17 protein-coding genes and 1 riboswitch are annotated in these 17,316 nt (G+C 65.7%); of the genes, 7 read left to right on the top strand and 10 right to left on the bottom strand.

All coding sequences use genetic code 11. The annotated features are described in order from the left end of the window. Positions 1-81 precede the first annotated feature (81 nt). The 3 genes from AC1VVG_RS21880 to AC1VVG_RS21890 all read left to right on the top strand — a co-directional run bounded on the left by AC1VVG_RS21880 (position 82) and on the right by AC1VVG_RS21890 (position 2,548). The gene (locus tag AC1VVG_RS21880; RefSeq protein WP_482836244.1) at positions 82-897 is read left to right on the top strand and encodes an AraC family transcriptional regulator; all 816 of its coding nucleotides are present in this window, start codon (positions 82-84) and stop codon (positions 895-897) included. A 220-nt stretch (positions 898-1,117) separates the two neighbouring features. Further along, complete coding sequence (locus tag AC1VVG_RS21885; protein ID WP_482837202.1) at positions 1,118-1,930, top strand: hypothetical protein; 813 nt, start codon at positions 1,118-1,120, stop codon at positions 1,928-1,930. A gap of 151 nt (positions 1,931-2,081) precedes the next feature. Beyond that, positions 2,082-2,185: riboswitch (SAM-I-IV-variant riboswitch) on the top strand. 42 nt (positions 2,186-2,227) lie between these two features. Beyond that, a complete protein-coding gene (locus tag AC1VVG_RS21890; RefSeq protein ID WP_154233749.1) occupies positions 2,228-2,548 on the top strand; it encodes a hypothetical protein in 321 nt (106 codons plus the stop codon). A 227-nt stretch (positions 2,549-2,775) separates the two neighbouring features. On the opposite strand, the gene AC1VVG_RS21895 is transcribed toward AC1VVG_RS21890, so the two are convergent. The 5 genes from AC1VVG_RS21895 to glmS all read right to left on the bottom strand — a co-directional run bounded on the left by AC1VVG_RS21895 (position 2,776) and on the right by glmS (position 8,801). Beyond that, entirely contained in the window at positions 2,776-5,139 is a 2,364-nt protein-coding gene (locus tag AC1VVG_RS21895) for a heavy metal translocating P-type ATPase (RefSeq protein ID WP_482837203.1), read from the bottom strand. Between the two features lie 228 nt (positions 5,140-5,367). Next, entirely contained in the window at positions 5,368-6,021 is a 654-nt protein-coding gene (locus tag AC1VVG_RS21900) for a methyltransferase family protein (RefSeq protein ID WP_034188459.1), read from the bottom strand. Further along, positions 6,005-6,259, bottom strand: a complete 255-nt coding sequence (locus AC1VVG_RS21905; protein ID WP_226251998.1) for a DUF2933 domain-containing protein — start codon at positions 6,257-6,259, stop codon at positions 6,005-6,007. Before AC1VVG_RS21905 ends, AC1VVG_RS21900 begins: the two co-directional genes overlap by 17 nt. A 22-nt stretch (positions 6,260-6,281) precedes the next feature. Beyond that, the gene (locus AC1VVG_RS21910; RefSeq protein WP_051700987.1) at positions 6,282-6,719 is read right to left on the bottom strand and encodes a hypothetical protein; all 438 of its coding nucleotides are present in this window, start codon (positions 6,717-6,719) and stop codon (positions 6,282-6,284) included. A gap of 252 nt (positions 6,720-6,971) precedes the next feature. Continuing rightward, positions 6,972-8,801 (bottom strand): glutamine--fructose-6-phosphate transaminase (isomerizing), encoded by a 1,830-nt coding sequence (glmS, locus tag AC1VVG_RS21915; protein ID WP_200089359.1) that lies wholly within the window; start codon positions 8,799-8,801, stop codon positions 6,972-6,974. 157 nt (positions 8,802-8,958) lie between these two features. On the opposite strand from glmS, the gene AC1VVG_RS21920 reads away from it, so the two are divergent. Beyond that, entirely contained in the window at positions 8,959-9,450 is a 492-nt protein-coding gene (locus AC1VVG_RS21920) for an Lrp/AsnC family transcriptional regulator (protein ID WP_034188457.1), read from the top strand. Positions 9,451-9,474: 24 nt separating this feature from the next. Here AC1VVG_RS21920 and panB read toward each other — a convergent pair whose 3' ends face one another. Next, complete coding sequence (panB, locus tag AC1VVG_RS21925; RefSeq protein WP_482836247.1) at positions 9,475-10,386, bottom strand: 3-methyl-2-oxobutanoate hydroxymethyltransferase; 912 nt, start codon at positions 10,384-10,386, stop codon at positions 9,475-9,477. A gap of 32 nt (positions 10,387-10,418) precedes the next feature. Between panB and AC1VVG_RS21930 the strand changes: the two genes are divergently transcribed. Further along, positions 10,419-11,237, top strand: a complete 819-nt coding sequence (locus AC1VVG_RS21930; protein ID WP_343726350.1) for an AraC family transcriptional regulator — start codon at positions 10,419-10,421, stop codon at positions 11,235-11,237. A 13-nt stretch (positions 11,238-11,250) separates the two neighbouring features. Here the strand turns inward: AC1VVG_RS21930 and AC1VVG_RS21935 are convergent, their stop codons facing one another. After that, positions 11,251-11,784, bottom strand: coding sequence for a methylated-DNA--[protein]-cysteine S-methyltransferase (locus tag AC1VVG_RS21935; protein ID WP_482836249.1), 534 nt, complete (start codon positions 11,782-11,784; stop codon positions 11,251-11,253). Beyond that, on the bottom strand, positions 11,781-13,253 hold the full coding sequence (locus AC1VVG_RS21940) for a DNA-3-methyladenine glycosylase 2 family protein (RefSeq protein ID WP_482836250.1): 1,473 nt from the start codon (positions 13,251-13,253) through the stop codon (positions 11,781-11,783). Before AC1VVG_RS21940 ends, AC1VVG_RS21935 begins: the two co-directional genes overlap by 4 nt. A 317-nt stretch (positions 13,254-13,570) precedes the next feature. Here AC1VVG_RS21940 and AC1VVG_RS21945 point away from each other — a divergent pair, with 317 nt between their 5' ends. Continuing rightward, entirely contained in the window at positions 13,571-14,863 is a 1,293-nt protein-coding gene (locus AC1VVG_RS21945; protein ID WP_034188452.1) for an MFS transporter, read from the top strand. A 72-nt stretch (positions 14,864-14,935) separates the two neighbouring features. On the opposite strand, the gene AC1VVG_RS21950 is transcribed toward AC1VVG_RS21945, so the two are convergent. Further along, the gene (locus tag AC1VVG_RS21950) at positions 14,936-16,039 is read right to left on the bottom strand and encodes a LacI family DNA-binding transcriptional regulator (protein ID WP_034188451.1); all 1,104 of its coding nucleotides are present in this window, start codon (positions 16,037-16,039) and stop codon (positions 14,936-14,938) included. 79 nt (positions 16,040-16,118) lie between these two features. Between AC1VVG_RS21950 and AC1VVG_RS21955 the strand changes: the two genes are divergently transcribed. Beyond that, on the top strand, positions 16,119-16,955 hold the full coding sequence (locus AC1VVG_RS21955) for an NAD-dependent epimerase/dehydratase family protein (RefSeq protein WP_034188450.1): 837 nt from the start codon (positions 16,119-16,121) through the stop codon (positions 16,953-16,955). A 28-nt stretch (positions 16,956-16,983) separates the two neighbouring features. Here the strand turns inward: AC1VVG_RS21955 and AC1VVG_RS21960 are convergent, their stop codons facing one another. Then, positions 16,984-17,304 (bottom strand): DUF1330 domain-containing protein, encoded by a 321-nt coding sequence (locus AC1VVG_RS21960; RefSeq protein WP_482836251.1) that lies wholly within the window; start codon positions 17,302-17,304, stop codon positions 16,984-16,986. Positions 17,305-17,316 lie beyond the last annotated feature (12 nt).

The raw sequence follows: 17,316 nt of genomic DNA on the forward strand, positions 1-17,316 counted from the left end.
AGGCCGGTGCGCGCGGCATCGTCTTGGAAAAATCCGCTGTGGCGGTGCATCATCACGGTATTCCCTCTCGCCGTTCACACCATGTCCGACCTGCGCAGCGTGACCGATAGCCCCAAGGGCGTGGTCGGCCCTCGGGCCGCCCTGCAGCGCTTCCGCCTGAATCGCTACTATCCGTGCGCCGCACTGGCCGGCGTGCTCGATCACCACTGGATCGTCGAATGGGATTTGCGCGACCAGCCGCCCCACGTGCAGCGCACGCTGCCGTATCCCTGCGTGAACCTGGTGTTCGACCGGCGGCAGACGGGCATTTTCGGCGTGGTGTCCGGCGCATTCGAAACGACGCTGGCCGACACGGGGCGCGTCATCGGGCTGCGATTCCGGCCCGGCGCGTTTCGGGCGTTTTTCGGCAAGCCCGTGCATCTGATGACCGACAAGGTGCTGCCGGTGTCGACACTGCTCGACTGCAGCGATGCGCAGGCCGAGGCGGGGGTGCTCGGTGCGCAGGACGATGCGGGGATGGTATCGGCCGCGGAGTCGTTGCTGTTGCGCGTGCTGCCGCCGCCCGATCCTCAGGTGGAGCGTATCCACGGCTTGCTGCAGATGCTGCAGCAGGACATCGGCATCACGCAGGTGCGCGATCTGGCCGAACGCGCCGGCTTGAGCGAGCGCACGCTGCAGCAGCTCTTTGCCGACTACGTGGGGGTGACGCCGAAGTGGGTGATCTGTCGATATCGCCTGCACGAGGCGGCTGACCGGCTGGCCGGCGGACAGCCGGTCGATCTGGCTGAACTGGCGCAGGCGCTCGGCTATTTCGATCAGGCGCACTTCACGCGCGACTTTCGCAAGCTGGTGGGGAAGGCGCCGGCGGAGTATCGGCGGGAGGACGGGCAGGCATGAGTGTGTGGATGCCCGATGGGCGCCGCAGCGCACATCCCGTTGGTTGTTGTCGGCCGGGCAACACGGTAGTGTGCCCGTGGGCCTGCCGCCGCGCCGACAACGAACCTATGATGGGGCGCGCCGGCCCTCGGTGACGATCAACACCGAGGGGTGCGCTGCCGATCATTCCACCCTATAGTGCTCGTCGTTGATCGATCTGCAAGCCAATCAGGAGTGTGTCGTGTTTCACCGGAAATCCAAATGGGGTCGTTCGAACCTGGCCAGCATCGTCGCCCTGGCGACGATGCTGGCGACGGTCACCGCGCACGCAGAGACGGAGACTGTCGACGGCGCGACGCGCATCGCGTCGGCCGTCAATCGCGACGCGTCGCCGGCCCGGCCGATTGTCGGCGACGACCCGGCCGCCATTCGCGATGCGCTGCAGAAACTGCACGTCGGCACGCGCTCGCCTTCGTTGCGCGACCGGGTTCGCGGCCTGGTTCCCGGTGCGGTCGACCGGCACGGATCGAATCCCGACCTGGCGGCCGTCGGTCTGGATCGTGACGTGACGTTCGTGGTGCCGGTGCGGTACGGGGTGAGGTACCGGTCGCGGCGGCACCTGTTGACGCTGGATGTCGACCTGTTCGACGCGGAGCGCGGCGACCGGACGGGCATCCTGCTCAGCAAGGTCACGAAGGGGCCACGAGGGCGCGGGCTCGTGATTGCGCCCGAAGCGAAGGCAAAAGGGTACATCCAGCACGTCGACGTCATCGAACTCGACGCCGGGGAAGGCAAAAAGACCACCATTCGTAGCCGCGTGCGGCTTTCGCCCGCCGAGTACGCCCGGACGCAGGGCGACTTCGCGCTCGTTTTTTCCGGGCGCCTGGTTCGGCCCTACCTGACCGACCAAACCGAACATGCCGATCCGAGTATCGAGGAGCCGACGGACATCACGACGAGGGTCTCCACGTTGCACGTGGATCTCCACGACATCCGGCTCGTGAGCCCGTCGAGCGGCGTCGTGGTGTCGAAGAAGCTGGCTTTGTCGAAGTAGCGGGTGTCGGCGACGAGGGTATGCCGGCGTGTGGACAGACAAGGGCCGGATCGGTGATGCGGTCCGGCTGAAGCGCCGTTTTCCGGGGCTTCTTGCCCGCCGGCAGGTTTTCGGTATAATGAACCCACGTTCGAAATGCCGAACGTGACACATCAAGCATCCAGAGTCGGATTATCCGACGCCAACCTGCCCTCCCGGGCAAGGTGGACGCCTTCGAGGCGATGCGGCCGATTGACGGCAACGAAACGGGAGCAGCATGGCTGGCACCGGTTCGATAACCATTCATCCGGAGCAACCATGAGCCAAGTTTCCTCCGCTTCCCGCCCGACCCTCTGTGAAGACTGGTCGCAGTTCCTTCCCGGTTTCACGTTGACGCATACCGTTCATCTCGTATCGAAACGGAATCCGGGCATCGTCTCGACCGCGGCCGCCGTGCTCGAAGGTGAAACGGCGACGGTCGACCGGTGGGCCATCACCCGCTGTGGCGACGTGCTCGAGCAAAAGATCGTTCTCGGTGAAATGACGGAAGGGCAGGCGGTGCGTCTGCGCGAACGGCTTGCCGCGCTCGATGGTGTATTGCGCACGAGGGTGGAGCATCATTTCGTGCGGGCGGGGTGAGGCGCGTTCGGATGAGCCGGACAACGGCCCGTTGGTGCAGGTCATACGGATCGTGTGTCCACCATCAACATCCGAACACGCGCTTTTGCAATCGTGTGAATGACGTATGCCGCCAGTGGAACTGCGCGCGTGACTTCTCCGGACCGCGTCTCCCGTCAGTGCCTTGACGCACGCTTCATCAGCGAATCGTGGCGGGTGGCTCGAATTGCGGCAGGGTTCGGTGCTGCTCAAATTTTGGCGTTACGCAATCTCAGCGCGTTCGAGATGACCGAGGCCGAACTCAGGCTCATCGCCAACGCTGCAATCATCGGCGAGAGTAGCAGCCCCGTGAACGGGTAAAGAACGCCGGCCGCCAACGGAACTCCGAGCGCGTTGTAAACGAACGCGAAGCCAAGATTCTGCTTCATGTTTGCGACGGTTGCCTCGGACAGCTTTCGAGCACGCGCGATACCGCGCAAGTCGCCCTTGACGAGCGTCACCTGAGCGCTGCTCATCGCCACATCCGTGCCTGTTCCCATGGCTACGCCGACATCGGCCTTGGCAAGCGCGGGGGCGTCGTTTATACCGTCGCCAGCCATCGCGACGACATGCCGGGCTTGCTGAAGCCGTGTCACCAGATCGAGCTTGTCGGCAGGTTTCACCTCGCCATGGAATTCGTCGACGGCGAGCTTTTCGGCCACCGCCTGGGCCGTGACCACACCGTCACCGGTCGCCATCACGACTCGAATTCCGTTCGCCCTCAATGTCGAAAGTGCCTCCGGCGTGGTCAGCTTTATCGGATCGGCGACCGCCAGCAGTCCGGCCAAACTGCCGTCGACTGCCAGATACATGACGCTGGCGCCTTGTGCACGCAGGCTGTCCGCCTTGTTGGACAGCGATTCGACGGATACGCCGTCAGTCTGCATCAGCGCGGTGTTGCCGAGTGCAAGTCTCCTGCCCGCGACCATTCCTCTCACGCCGATACCCGTTGCGGATTCAAAATTTTCCGTGCGGTCCAAAGTCAGCTTCTTCTCACGGGCTGCCGCAACGATGGCTGCCGCAAGCGGATGCTCGCTGCCTTGATCGAGACTCGCCGCCAGACGAAGCACTTCGTCGGTCGTGTATCCGTTTGCGCCTACGGCTTGCTCGAACGCGGGACGCCCTTCCGTCAGCGTCCCCGTCTTGTCGACAAGGAGCACGTCGACCTTGCGCAAATTTTCGATCGCAGCCGCATCGCGAAAGAGAATTCCGTTTGTGGCGCCTTTTCCGCTCGCGACCATGATGGACATGGGCGTCGCCAGGCCCAGCGCACACGGACACGCAATGATGAGCACCGCCACCGCATTGATGAGACCGAACACCCAGCTGGGCTCGGGGCCAAGGATGCCCCACACGAAGAACGTCAGAAGCGCAACGCTGACGACCCCGACGACAAATACGCCGGCGACCTTGTCGGCCATACGTTGCATGGGGGCACGGGAGCGCTGCGCCTGCGCGACCATCTGCACGATCTGCGACAGGACGGTCTGGGCGCCGACTTTCTCGGAGCGGATGAGGAGACTGCCCGTCGCGTTCATCGTTGCGCCGATGATGTGGTCGCCAACACGCTTCGTGACGGGAATGGGCTCGCCGGTAATCATGGACTCGTCGACCGAACTCGTGCCGTCCGTCACCACACCGTCGACGGGGACTTTCTCGCCCGGCCGCACACGAAGAATGTCTCCGACATGAACATGGGGCAACGGAATGTCTTCTTCGGAGCCGTCCGGGTTGACGCGCCGCGCAGTCTTGGGCGCGAGCCCGAGGAGTGCCTTGATGGCGGCGGACGTTTGCGAGCGGGCCTTCAGTTCGAGCAGCTGCCCGAGAAGCGTTAGCGAAATGATGACTGCCGCCGCCTCGAAATATACGCTGACTCGGCCGTGCGCACTGTACGTATCGGGAAACACGCCAGGGAAGAGGGTGGCGACGACGCTGTAGATGTAGGCCGCGCCTGTCCCGAGCCCGATGAGCGTCCACATGTTGGGGCTGCGGTTCATGAATGAGCGCACGCACCGCTCGAAGAACGGCAGTCCTGCCCACAGGACGACCGGTGTGGAGATGACGAACTCGATCCAGCTCCCGGTGCCGACGTCCATCAATCTGAGGCGATGACCGAACATCGCCAGGACGAAGACTGCGACGGTCAGTGGCAACGTCCACCAGAATCGGCGTTGGAAATCGGCCAGCTCCGGATTGTCGTCTTCGTCATCGCTGGGCAGAATCGGTTCCAGGGTCATGCCGCACTTCGGACATTGCCCGGGATGGTCCTGGCGAATTTCCGGGTGCATCGGACACGTGTAGATGGTGCCCCCGGGCACTGCTTGTGGTTGCTCAATGGTCGAAGGCTCAACGTACCTGGACGGTGCAGCCTCGAATTTCGTCAAGCAGGCCTGGCTGCAGAACGTGTACCACTTGCCATTGTGTTCGCGGCGGAAGCGTGACTCATCGGTCACCGTCATTCCACAGACAGGGTCGCGAAGCGAATCGGTGGAACGAACGCGCTCGTCCTGGCCCTCACGGTGATGAGCATGTGCGTCGTGTTCGTGCCCGGCGGGATGGTCGTGCTTGTCCATCTCGCGAGCGTGATGTTCGCCCGATGACACGTGCTCGGAAATCCGTGGGTGATGAAGCTTGTCTTCGCCGGGTTGGCCGCTCATTTGACGCTCCTTTGCTCATCCGTTCCGCTTCCATTGAGGCTGGCCGGTATCTCGGTTGCGTACAGTGAGACTACATTGCCGAATCGTCGGAGGACGCCTGAGCGATAGGGCGGGAGCAACATTCATTCCGGGCGGCAGTGCCAGCTACGGGTGAGCCGGGCGTTTTCCAGACAAGTTCGGCACAAAGCGCGGCGTATGTGCCGCATATTCACGCCACGCAGCGCCGAACTTCGCCTCCGAATCGCGCTCCTCCTGTATCGCGAGTCGAACGTACATGAAGACCAGGATGGGGAACATGGCCAAAGTCACGAGCGTGGGCCATTGGAGCAGGAAGCCCAGCATGATGACGACGAACCCGACGTACTGAGGATGCCGGATTTTCGCGTAGGGGCCGGTGGTGGCCAGCTCTTTGTCGCGTTGCGCTTCATACAGTACGTGCCAGGCTGTGGACAGCAAGTAGAAGCCGCCCAGTATCAGGAAGAAGCTGAGAAGATGCGGCAGTCCGCCATGCGGGTCGCCGTGCCGGCCGGTCAAGGTCCACCAGAGGTGCCCTGCGTCGTGAGACAGCAAATTCGTTTGCGGAAAGCGCGTCTGCAACCAACCCGACAGCAAATAGAGGGTGAGCGGAAATCCGTACATTTCCGCAAATAGCGCGACGATGAAGGCGGAGAACCCGCCGAACGTTCGCCAGTCCCGCTTGGTTGCCGGCTTGAAGAAGCTGAACGCGAAGATGATGAAGACAAGAGAATTGATAACGACGAGGCTCCATAGCCCGTAACCGTCACCGATGCTGGTCATGACCGTCTCCTGAATCAGGACGCCTGTCGGTCGATTTCGTCCCGTGGTGCCCGTGTCCATGGTGCATAAACAGATGCATCAGCGGGCACGAGAGCAACAGCAGATAGGGCAGCGCCCCAAGGAAGTGGGCGCGGTGTTCGGAAAGCAGGAGGACCAGCGCTATTGCGGTGAACGCGACGAGTGCAACGGCTGACCGCGATTTCCAGAACGGCCGGTCGCCATGCGAGTTGTCATCCACGGCAGTCTCCCATTTCGTACCGTCACTTCTCGGCCGGATGCTCCCGAGCAGCCTGACGGTCCATCATTGCCTGCATCATCATTTGCATCATGTCCATGCGCATTTCCATGCTTCCCCGCCGCGACGACATCGGCATGCCGGACGAGGGAGGCCCCATCATTTCCATCATGCTCATGCCGTTTTGCATGACTTTCATCTGTTCGTCCATCAGGGCGGCGCGTTCTTCAGGCGTCTTCGCGTTCATCATCTTTTCGTGCATGACGCGCATGGCCTGCATTTGGTCGTCCGCGTCGCGTTTCGACTTGCTCGGCGCTTTTGCGGTTGCTTTATTCGGATGATGGGCGTCGTGTGCTGCACTGTCGCTGGCTGCCGGCGTACCAGCGATTGCAGCGGCACTGACCATGCCGAGCGTCGCAATTGCAATGGCGAGTTTTTGCGGGATTGCCATCTTGTTCTCCATGAGCGCGGTTCTCGGGAGGCGGTCGAACCCTGAAACCACTCTATGCCGACGCCCCTCCGATGGCTTGACGTGGCTCAACGAATCACGCACCGAATTCTTCATATGTAGCGCGGCCATAACGCGATCCAGAGCGAAGACGAGGGGGTGAAGGTCGGAGCGTTTCGTGGAGGGAGATAAATTCTCCGAAAAACCTAACTGGACGGGGCGCGGAACGCTTTTTTCATCGTGCCGAAATTGCGCAAAAAACAGGCCTCACTCCACCGTCACCGACTTCGCCAGATTCCTCGGCTTATCAATATCCGTCCCCCGCGCCAGCGCCGCGTGATACGCGAGCAGCTGCATCGGCACCGTGTGCAGGATCGGCGATAGCGGCCCGTAATACTCGTTGAGCCGGATCACCTCGATCCCCTCGCCCGGCACCAACCCGCAGTCCACATCCGCGAACACGAACAGCCGTCCGTTCCGCGCACTGACCTCATGCATGTTCGACCGGAGCTTTTCGAGCAGCATGTCGTTCGGCGCGACCGCGATCACGGGCATCTCGTTGCTGACGAGCGCGAGCGGCCCGTGCTTCAGCTCGCCGGCCGGATAAGCCTCCGCATGGATATACGAAATCTCCTTCATCTTCAGCGCGCCTTCCAGCGCGATCGGGTAATGCATCCCGCGCCCGAGAAACAGCATGTTGTCGCGTCGTGCGAGCAACTCCGACCACCCCATGATCTGCGGCTCCAGCGCGAGCACTTTCGACATCGCATCGGGCAGGTGCCGCAGCGCGCGCAGATGCGTCTTCTCCTCGTCGTCGCTCAACCGCCCGCGCACCTGCGCCAGCGACAACGTCAACAGGAACAACGCAACGAGCTGCGTCGTGAACGCCTTCGTCGACGCCACGCCGATCTCGATGCCCGCGCGCGTCACGAACTGCAGCGCGCATTCGCGCATCAACGCGCTCGTCGAGACGTTGCAGATCGCGAGCGTATGCATCATCCCGCTCTGCTTCGCGACATGCACCGCGCCGAGCACGTCGGCCGTCTCGCCGCTCTGCGACACCGCGACCACCAGCGTGCGCGGATTCGGCACGCCGTCGCGATAACGAAACTCGCTCGCGATCTCGACGCTCGCCGGCAGCTTCGCGATGCTCTCGATCCAGTACTTCGCGGTCAGCGCCGCGTGATAACTGCCGCCGCACGCGAGCAGCAGCACCGAGTCGACATCGTTGAACACGCGCCACGCGCCGTCGCCGAACAGCTCGGGCATGATCGACGACACGTCGAGCAGCGTATCGGCCACGGCCTGCGGCTGCTCGAAGATCTCCTTCTGCATGTAGTAGCGGTACGACCCGAGATCGGCCGCGCCGCTATGCGCGGCGACGCGTTGCACCGCGCGCTCGACGCGCTGGCCGTTCGCGTCGACGATCCAGTAGCGATGCAGCTGAATGTCGGCGACGTCGCCGTTCTCCAGATACGCGATGCGATCGGTGATGCCCGACAGCGCGATCGCATCGGACGCCAGGAAATTCTCGCCTTCGCCGACCCCGACCACGAGCGGCATCCCGTCGCGCGCGCCGACGATCCGGTGCGGCTCGTCGCGGCACATCACCGCGATCGCGTAGCTGCCGCGCAGCCGCGCCACCGCCCGCCGCACCGCATCGAACAGATCGCCGTCGTACAGGTGATCGATCAGGTGCGCGATCGCCTCGCTGTCGGTCTGGCTCGCGAACACATAACCGTGCGCCTGCAACTCCACGCGCAGTTGATCGCAGTTCTCGATGATGCCGTTATGCGACAGCGCGATGCGCGCATTGGCGTCGCTCGGCGAGAAGTGCGGATGCGCGTTGAGCGTGACGGGCGCGCCGTGCGTGGCCCAGCGCGTATGCGCGATGCCCGTGTAACCGGACAGCGCCTGCGCGGCGATGTCGCGCTGCAGGTTGGCCACGCGGTCGACGCTGCGCGCCCGCGCGAGCGCGCGGTCGCGATAGACCACGACGCCGCACGAATCGTAGCCGCGGTATTCGAGCCGCTTCAGGCCGTCGACCAGGTTCGGCAGGATGTCCCGCTGGGCGACCGCCCCGACAATTCCACACATATCGCGCTCCGTAAATGTCCTGTCTGGATCAGTGAGAGCGATGGTAGGGCGGGCTGTGTGGAATTAAATTTCAAAAATCAAATGAAAATGAAACGTACCGTAGATCATCTATCATATTGAAATTAAATTTCACTCCCTTGACCGGAAGGAGCCGCCGATGGCCGGCATCACCCTCGACGATCTCGACCTGCGCATCCTCGCGATCCTGCAGGAGGATGCGTCGGTGTCGAACCTGCAACTGGCCGAGCGGGCGCTGTCGTCGCCGCCGACCTGCATGCGCCGCGTACGGCGTCTGACGGAGGCGGGCGTGATCCGCCGGCAGGTCGCGGTGCTCGACCCGGTCGCGATCGGTACGGCCGTCACCGCACTGATCGAGATCAGTCTCGACCGGCAGACAGCCGAGGACTACGACGCGTTCGAAACCTACGTCTGCGCGGAGCCGGCCGTCACGCAGTGCTACCGCGTGTCCCCGGGGCCCGATTTCGTCGTGGTGGCCGATCTCGCCGACGTCGCCGAATACGACGAATTCGCGCGGCGGCTGTTCACCGGCGCATCGAACGTCCGCAACGTGCGAACGTTCTTCTCGACGCATCGCGCGAAATTCGAAGCGAACGCACGGGTCGCGCATGCGACACGCAAACGCGCGTGACCTGACCATACCGTTCGATCCGCATCACGCAACCGTAGCCGCAACCGCAGCCGCCTCCGGCAGTTGCAGCGGCTTGCCGTATCCGAAGCAATGCGCGGGCTCCGGAAACACGCGCTCCCGCACGTCGTGCGCATACTGCCGGATCGCGTCGCGCATCACCGCATTCGCATCGGCGTAGCGCTTCACGAAGCGCGGTGTGTACGCATCGAACGCGCCGACCATGTCCTCGGTCACGAGCACCTGGCCGTCGCATGCGGGCGACGCGCCGATGCCGATCGTCGGGATCGTCAGCGTGTCGGTCAGGTGGCGCGCGAGCGCTTCGGCGGTGCCTTCGATTACCACGCTGAACGCGCCGGCCCGCTCGGCCGCGCACGCGGCGTCGAACACGTGCGCGGCCGAATGCGGGTCCATCCCCTGCGCGCGGAAGCCGCCCGTCGCGTTGGCCTGCTGCGGCATGAGGCCGACGTGCGCCATCACCGGGATGCCGCGATCGGTCAGGAAGCGGATCGTGTCGGCCATCTCGCAGCCGCCTTCGAGCTTCACGGCCTGCGCACCGGTTTCGGCGAGCAGGCGCGCGGCCGAACGATAGGCCTGGGCGGGCGATTCCTGGAACGTCGAGAACGGCAGGTCGACGACGACGCACGCCTGCGCGGCGCCGCGTACGACGGCCGCGCCGTGTGCAATCATCATGTCGAGCGTGACGCGCAGCGTATCGGGCATTCCGTACAGCACCATGCCGACGGAGTCGCCGACGATGATCACGTCGGCCACGTCGTCGACGAGTTTCGCCATCGGCGCGGAATACGCGGTCAGCGCGACGAGGCTGCCGATGCCCTTGGTCGAACGGATCGCGGTGACGGTTTTGCGGGTGGTGCGGGTGTGAGCGCTCGTGAACGGAAGCCGTGTGAATGAAGAGCCGCCACGGTAGCATCGCATGCGTTCGCGCAATGACCTTCGGAGGACGTCTTATGTTGCTGGCGGGACAATCGGCTGACCCTTACGCGGTGCCGCCGATGGCGCGGCTGCCGAGGCCGCTGTACGTGCGCGCGTTCGGCATTCCCGGCAACGTCAGCGTCGACACGCACAGTCATCCGTGGGCGCAGCTGATGTATGCGACGAGCGGCGTGCTCGAGGTGTCGACGCCTTCGGGCCGGCAACTGCTGCCGCCGCACTATGCGATGTGGATTCCGCCGCACGTGCCGCATGCGGTATCGACGCGCGATTGCGTCGCGTTCCACAGCCTGTATCTCGATGCAGCGATCGCGCGCGACGACGTGAACGGCGACTGCACGATCCTGTGCATGACGCCGCTGCTGCGCGAGCTGGTGATCGCGACGGGCGAGTTGCCGGTGAACTACGACGAGACGGGGCCAGACGGCGCGCTCGTGTGTCTGATCGCCGACCGGATCGCGCGCATGCAGCCGGCGCCGCTGACGGTGCCGCTGCCGCGCGATCCGCGTCTGCTGAAAATCGCGCGTGCGTTGCATGCCGCGCCGGGCGATACGCGCAGTCTCGACGAATGGGGCCATCGGGTCGGCGCGACGCGGCGCACGTTGTCGCGGCTGTTCCGGCAGGACACGGGGTTGTCGTTCACCGAATGGCGGCAGGCCGTGCGGCTGCTCGCGTCATTGCCGCTGCTCGACGCGGGCGAGCCGATCGGCACGGTGGCCGCGCAACTGGGTTACGACTCGACGTCGTCGTTCATCGCGCTGTTCCAGGCGAAGTTCGGCGTGACGCCCGGCGCGTATGCGAAGCGTGAAGCGCGCCGGCCGGCGTTGAGCGCGTGATGCGCAGCGTCGCTCAGAACGCGAGCGCCTGCTGCACTGGATGAGGGGCGCCGCGCGAGAACCCGGCGCCTTCGAGCGACAGCAACGCGCGCTTGCGATCGATGCCGCCCGCGTAACCGGTCAGGCTGCCCGACGCGCCGACCACGCGATGGCACGGCACGATGATCGATACCGGATTGCGGCCGACCGCGCCGCCGACGGCGCGCGCGCCGCTCATCGGCAACCCGACGCGCTCGGTGATGTCGCCGTACGACACGAGTTCGCCGAACGGAATCGCGAGCAGTTCCTTCCATACGCGGCGCTGAAACGCGGTGCCGCGCAGGTGGATCGGCACCGAGAACGTGTCGCGCGTGCCGGTGAAATATTCGGCGATTTCCTCCGCGACCTTGCGCGCGATCGGCGACATCGGGTGTGCGTCCGCTTCGGTCACGATCGTCACCGGCGGAAAGTATTTCTGGCCGACGAAGTACAGGCCCGTCAACGCATCGTCCTCGATGCGCACGGCGATGTCGCCCAGCGGGCTCGGAATCAGGTGAGCGGGAGTCATCGCGCTGCATCTCCTTGGAGGCGCCACACATGCAGTGCGGCATACGCGCGCCACGGCGCCCAGCGCGCCGCATGCGGCGCGGATGATGGCAGGGTCGCGCGTTCGTTGCGGGCGGGAAGCCACGTATCGTCCGCGGGGAACGCATTCGGCCAGGCCATCGCACGCATCGCGACGTACTGCACCGCGCGTTCGTCGAAGCCGGGCATCGCGCGCAACGCGGCGAGCGTCGCGTCGAGCGGCGCCATCGGTTCGAGCGCGAGTGTGCCGTCGTCGACCGCGCGCGCGAGCGACACGATGGCGCGCGCCGTCTCGCGCGGGATGCCGATCGTTTCGAGGGCCGCAGGCGGCAGGGCGGCCAGCGTCGCGGCGCACGGCAGCGCATGCGCGAGGCCCGGCGGCGCACCTTCGACCGACGCGCCGAAACGTTCTGCGAGGCGTGCCGGCACGGGCGTACCCGTACACGCATCCGCCGCCGCAAGCTGCTCGCCCGCGATCGCGCGGATCGCGATCTCGAGGCCGTCGAACGCGCCGGGCACGCGCAGGCCCGGCGAGCCGTGCGCGAGCTCGCCGAGATGCGCGTCGATCACGTCGGGCCGGCTGTCGAGATCGAACAGCCGCCGCACGCGCGCGAGCACGGCCGGGACGACCGGCGTCAGCGCGGGCGACACGGTGACGGCCAGCGCGAAGCGCTGCGGCACGTGTGCGACGGACAGCCAGCCCGTCACGCGGCCGCCGTCGTTCCGGTTCGGCATGGCGACGGCGCGCGCATAACCGCGTGCATCGATCCGCTCGACGCCGTCGATCTGCCGCTGGGCGAGAAAACGCATCAGCTCGTCCCACGCGAACGGCGGCCGGTACGGCAGCGGGAACGTCATGTCGCCGGCGGCGGCACCGGTGCCCTTGCGCAGCCGCAGCGGGTTGAGGCCGTAGCGTTGGCGGAACAGGTCGTTGAAGCGTCGCACGCTGCCGAATCCGGCCGTCGACGCGACGACGGCCAGCGGCAGCGCGGTGTCGGTCAGCAGCCGCTTGGCCATCAGCAGGCGGTGCGTCTGCGCGAACTCGACCGGCAACACGCCGAACTGCGCGCCGAAGATCCGTCGCAGATGCCGCTCGGTCACGCCGACGCGCTGCGCGAGCGCGTCGACGCCGTGCGCGTTCAGGAAACCGTCCTCGATCAGCGTCGCGGCCGCGTCGGCAAGATTGCCGGACAGGTCGAGCAGCCCGTGGCCGGGCGCGAGTTCGGGGCGGCAGCGCATGCAGGGCCGGAACCCGGCTTTCTCAGCCGCGGCGGCGGTCGGGTAGTAACTGCAGTTTTGCGCCTTCGGCGGCTTCACCGGGCAGACGGGGCGGCAGTACACCCCGGTCGTCGCCACGCCGACGAAGAACCAGCCGTCGAAGCGGCGATTCCGCGCAAGCAGGGCGTCGTAGCAGGTGTCGGGATCGAGGCGCATGGGGCGACTGTAACCCATCTCCGTGCCGCATTCTGGCTGGAATCGGACATGTGTATCGGCGGCCGCCCGTCTGCGCGCGCGTCGGGAAAATCCGGGAAAAACGGTTAATGCCACGCTGCGAAACAGTCGTCTCTTTTGCCGCGATCAATTTGAGATGACTCATCGAAATCCCCGACTGACAGGGCGCCGGCAGACGCCCTATCCTTTGAAAAACGTTTTCCAGACTGATTGGCGAAAGGGCCCGCGCGTCAGCGCGGGCCGTCCGCCCCGGCGCCGGTCGCCGGTCAACGAACCCAGTGCGGCGCGACGGGCGCGGCCGCGCATCGGAGACATTCATGCAATCTGCCGTCGTCGGCGCCGTGCGCGCAGCCGCCAGCCGCTACCGCTGGACCGTCTGTGCGCTGCTGTTCTTCGCGACCGTGATCAACTACATGGACCGGCAGATCCTCGGGCTGCTCGCGCCGATGCTCCAGCACGACATCGGCTGGAGCCAGGTGCAGTACGGCCGGATCGTGATGGCGTTTTCCGCGTTCTATGCGCTCGGCCTGCTCGGTTTCGGGCGGATCGTCGACTGGCTCGGCACGCGCGTGTCGTACGCGGTGGCGATGCTGGTGTGGAGCATCGCCGCGATGCTGCACGCGGCGGTCGGCTCGGTGACGGGCTTCGCGTTCGTGCGCGCGCTGCTCGGGATCGGCGAGGGCGGCAATTTCCCGGCCGCGATCAAGACGACGGCCGAATGGTTCCCGCGCCGCGAACGCGCGCTCGCCACCGGCATCTTCAACTCGGGCGCGAACATCGGCGCCGTGTTCGCGCCGGCGATCATCCCCGCGATCGCGGTGGCGTACGGCTGGCGCGCGGCGTTCGTGATCATCGGCGCGATCGGCATCGTGTGGCTCGCGGTGTGGCTCGTGCTCTATCGGCAGGCCGACACGCGCGCACTCGCCGCGGAATACGACGAACCGCGCGACGAAGCCGAGGCGCTCGACGCGGCGAACGCGGATGCCGGCGCGCCGCGCTGGGGCGAACTGATCCGCAAGCGCGAGACGTGGGCGTTCCTGATCGGCAAGTTCCTGACCGATCCGGTGTGGTGGTTCTACCTGTTCTGGCTGCCGAAGTGGCTCAACGAATCGCGCGGGATGGACATGCAGCACATCGGCCTGCCGCTCGTGTGCATCTACGCGCTGACGACGGTCGGCAGCATCGGCGGCGGCTGGCTGTCGTCGATGCTGCTGCGCGCGGGCTGGAGCGTGAACGGCGCGCGCAAGACGGCGATGCTGATCTGCGCATGCTGCGTGCTGCCGATCGCGTTCGTGTCGCAGGTGCAGAGCCTGTGGGTCGCGGTGCTGATCGTCGGCCTCGCCGCCGCCGCGCATCAGGGCTGGTCGGCGAACCTGTTCACGACCGCGTCCGACCTGTTCCCGCGCCGTGCGGTCGCGTCGGTGGTCGGCATCGGCGGGATGGCCGGCTCGATCGGCGGCGTGCTGTTCTCGGAAGTGATCGGCCAGGTGCTGCAGCGCACGGGCCACTACTGGGTGCTGTTCGCGATCGGCGCGTCGGCCTACCTGATCGCGCTGGCCGTGATGCACGTGCTGACGCCGAAGATGAAGCCCGCGAAGCTCGACGCGTGATCGCGTGCCGGCAAACGAACGCGCCGCCCGAGGGCGGCGCGTTTTCGTTCGGCGTGCGGGGCGGGCGCGCGGTCAGCCGGCCGGCGCCGTCGACGCCCGCATGATCAGCCGCGGCTCGAACGTCGAATAGCTCGCATCGGTGCGCCCCGCGAGCGCGTCGATCAGCTTCTGCATCGCGAGCTCGCCCATGTTCTCGCTCTGGATGTCGACGGTCGTCAGCGCGGGCGCCGCGTATTCGCCGTACGGCACGTTGTCGATGCCGGCGACGGACACGTCCTGCGGCAGCCGGAAGCCGAGCGACGCGGCTTCCTTCATGAACCCGAGCGCGATCAGGTCGTTGTAGCAGATCACCGCTTGCGGGCGTTGCGGCCCGAGCATCACGCGCGAGCACGCGCGTTCGCCGGCCTCGGCGGTTGGTGCGTGCGCGTCGTGTACGTCGAGCGTGAGCCCCGCTTCGGCGAGGCAATCGCGCGCGCCCTGGATCCGCTCGTCGTTCACGCGCGCGCTGCCGAAGCCGAGATACGCGATGCGCGTGTGGCCGAGATTGAGCAGGTGACGCGCGAGCATGTAGGTCGACAGCCGGTTGTCGATGCCGACGCTCGGAATCGGCAGGCCGGGGCTGCGACGCAGCAGCACGAGCGGCTTGTTGAGGTCGAGCATCCAGCCGGCTTCCTCGTCGGGCATCCGCGTGCTGACGATCAGCCCGTCGACGCGCTGCGCGAGCGCTTCGATCAGCGAGCGTTCGCGTGCCTGGTTCTCTTCGGTGTCGACGAGCAGCAGCGTGTAGTCGTGCTGCAGCGCGACGCGGTTCGCGCCTTTCACCACGTTCGTGAAGTGCGGGTTGCTGATGTCGAGGATCACGAGGCCGATCGTGCGGGTGCGGCCGGTGATCATCGAACGCGCGAGCGGGTTCGAACGGTAGCCGAGCCGCTCGATGGCCTCCTTGAGCCGCGCCTCGACGGTCGGCGAGAAGCGCTGGGTACCGTTCACGTACTTCGATACCGTCGCGACCGACACGCCGGCTTCCGCGGCCACGTCGCGGATCGTCGGGGAAACTTTTTTCATCGGAAGGGTAACGTTTTCGTTCGATAACGCCGGATTGTGGCAGAAAAAGCCGGGCTGCGGCCACCGGCCGATATCGGGAAAGTGCGGATGGCTGCGAACAGGTTCGGCCATTGACGTTCGGCCGCGCCCCCGCGTATAGTTGGAAAACGTTTTCCGATTTTGGTCAGATTGTCAGATTCAAGGAGATTCGATGAACGCCTCATCCACCGCCGCGCGCAAACCGTTCGGGCGCCTGCTGCTGACGGGCGCGGCCGGCAACCTCGGCCGCCAGTTGCGCGGCGCGCTCGCCGACTGGGCCGACGTCGTGCGCGTCAGCGACATCGCGGCGCTGGACGACGCGGCCGCGCATGAAGAAATCCGCGTGGTCGATCTGGCCGACCGTCCGGCCGTGATGCAGCTCGTCGAGGGCGTGGACGCGATCGTCCATCTCGGCGGCATTTCGGTCGATGCGCCGTTCGACGATCTGGTCGACGCGAACATCACCGGCACGTACAACCTGTACGAGGCCGCGCGCAAGCATGGCGTGAAGCGCGTCGTGTTCGCGAGCTCGAACCATGCGATCGGCTTCCACCCGGTCACCGAAGTGCTCGACGCCGATTCGCCGCTGCGCCCCGACAGCCTGTACGGCGTGACGAAGTGCTTCGGCGAATCGCTGTCGCGCTACTACTTCGACCGCTTCGGGATCGAGACGGTGTGCCTGCGGATCGGCTCGTCGTTCGAAGTGCCGAAGAATCCGCGCATGCTCGTCACGTTCCTCAGCTATCGCGACTTCATCGAGCTCGTGCGCTGCTCGCTGCTGACGAACCGCGTCGGGCACGCGATCGTCTACGGCGCGTCGGACAACCCGGTGAAGTGGTGGGACAACACGAAGGCCGGCTTCCTCGGCTTCCGCCCGCGCGACAGCTCCGAGCAGTTCGCGGGCCTGTTCCCGGTGACGGCGCCGAGCGCCGAGTACGACGATCCCGCGCAGCGGTTCCAGGGCGGCGGCTTCGTCGTCGGCGAACCGATGGAGCGAAAGGCGTCGTAAGCGTTGCCGGCATCGCCGGCGTCACGATTCAGCGCAGGATGTCGGTCGCCTTGTGCCGCTCGTCGACCCCGTCGATCAGGATCAGCGGGCCGCTCGCGTGTCGTGCGCGCAGCGGCTGGATCCGCCGGTATGCGTCCGATTCGTACCACGCGCGCGCCGCGTCGAGATCGGGAAACGCGATCGCGATCAGGTCGCCGTGCCACACGCCTTCGCGTACCTCCGGCCGCGCGCCGTGAATCACGAAATGGCCGTCGTACGGTGCGAGCGTGCCGTCGATGCGTTCGAGGTAGTCGACGATGTCGTCGCACATCTCGACGTCGTGCAGGTGGGCGATGGCGTAGGCGGTCATGGCGGGCTCCCG

It is taken from the genome of Burkholderia sp. L-4, assembly GCF_056856535.1.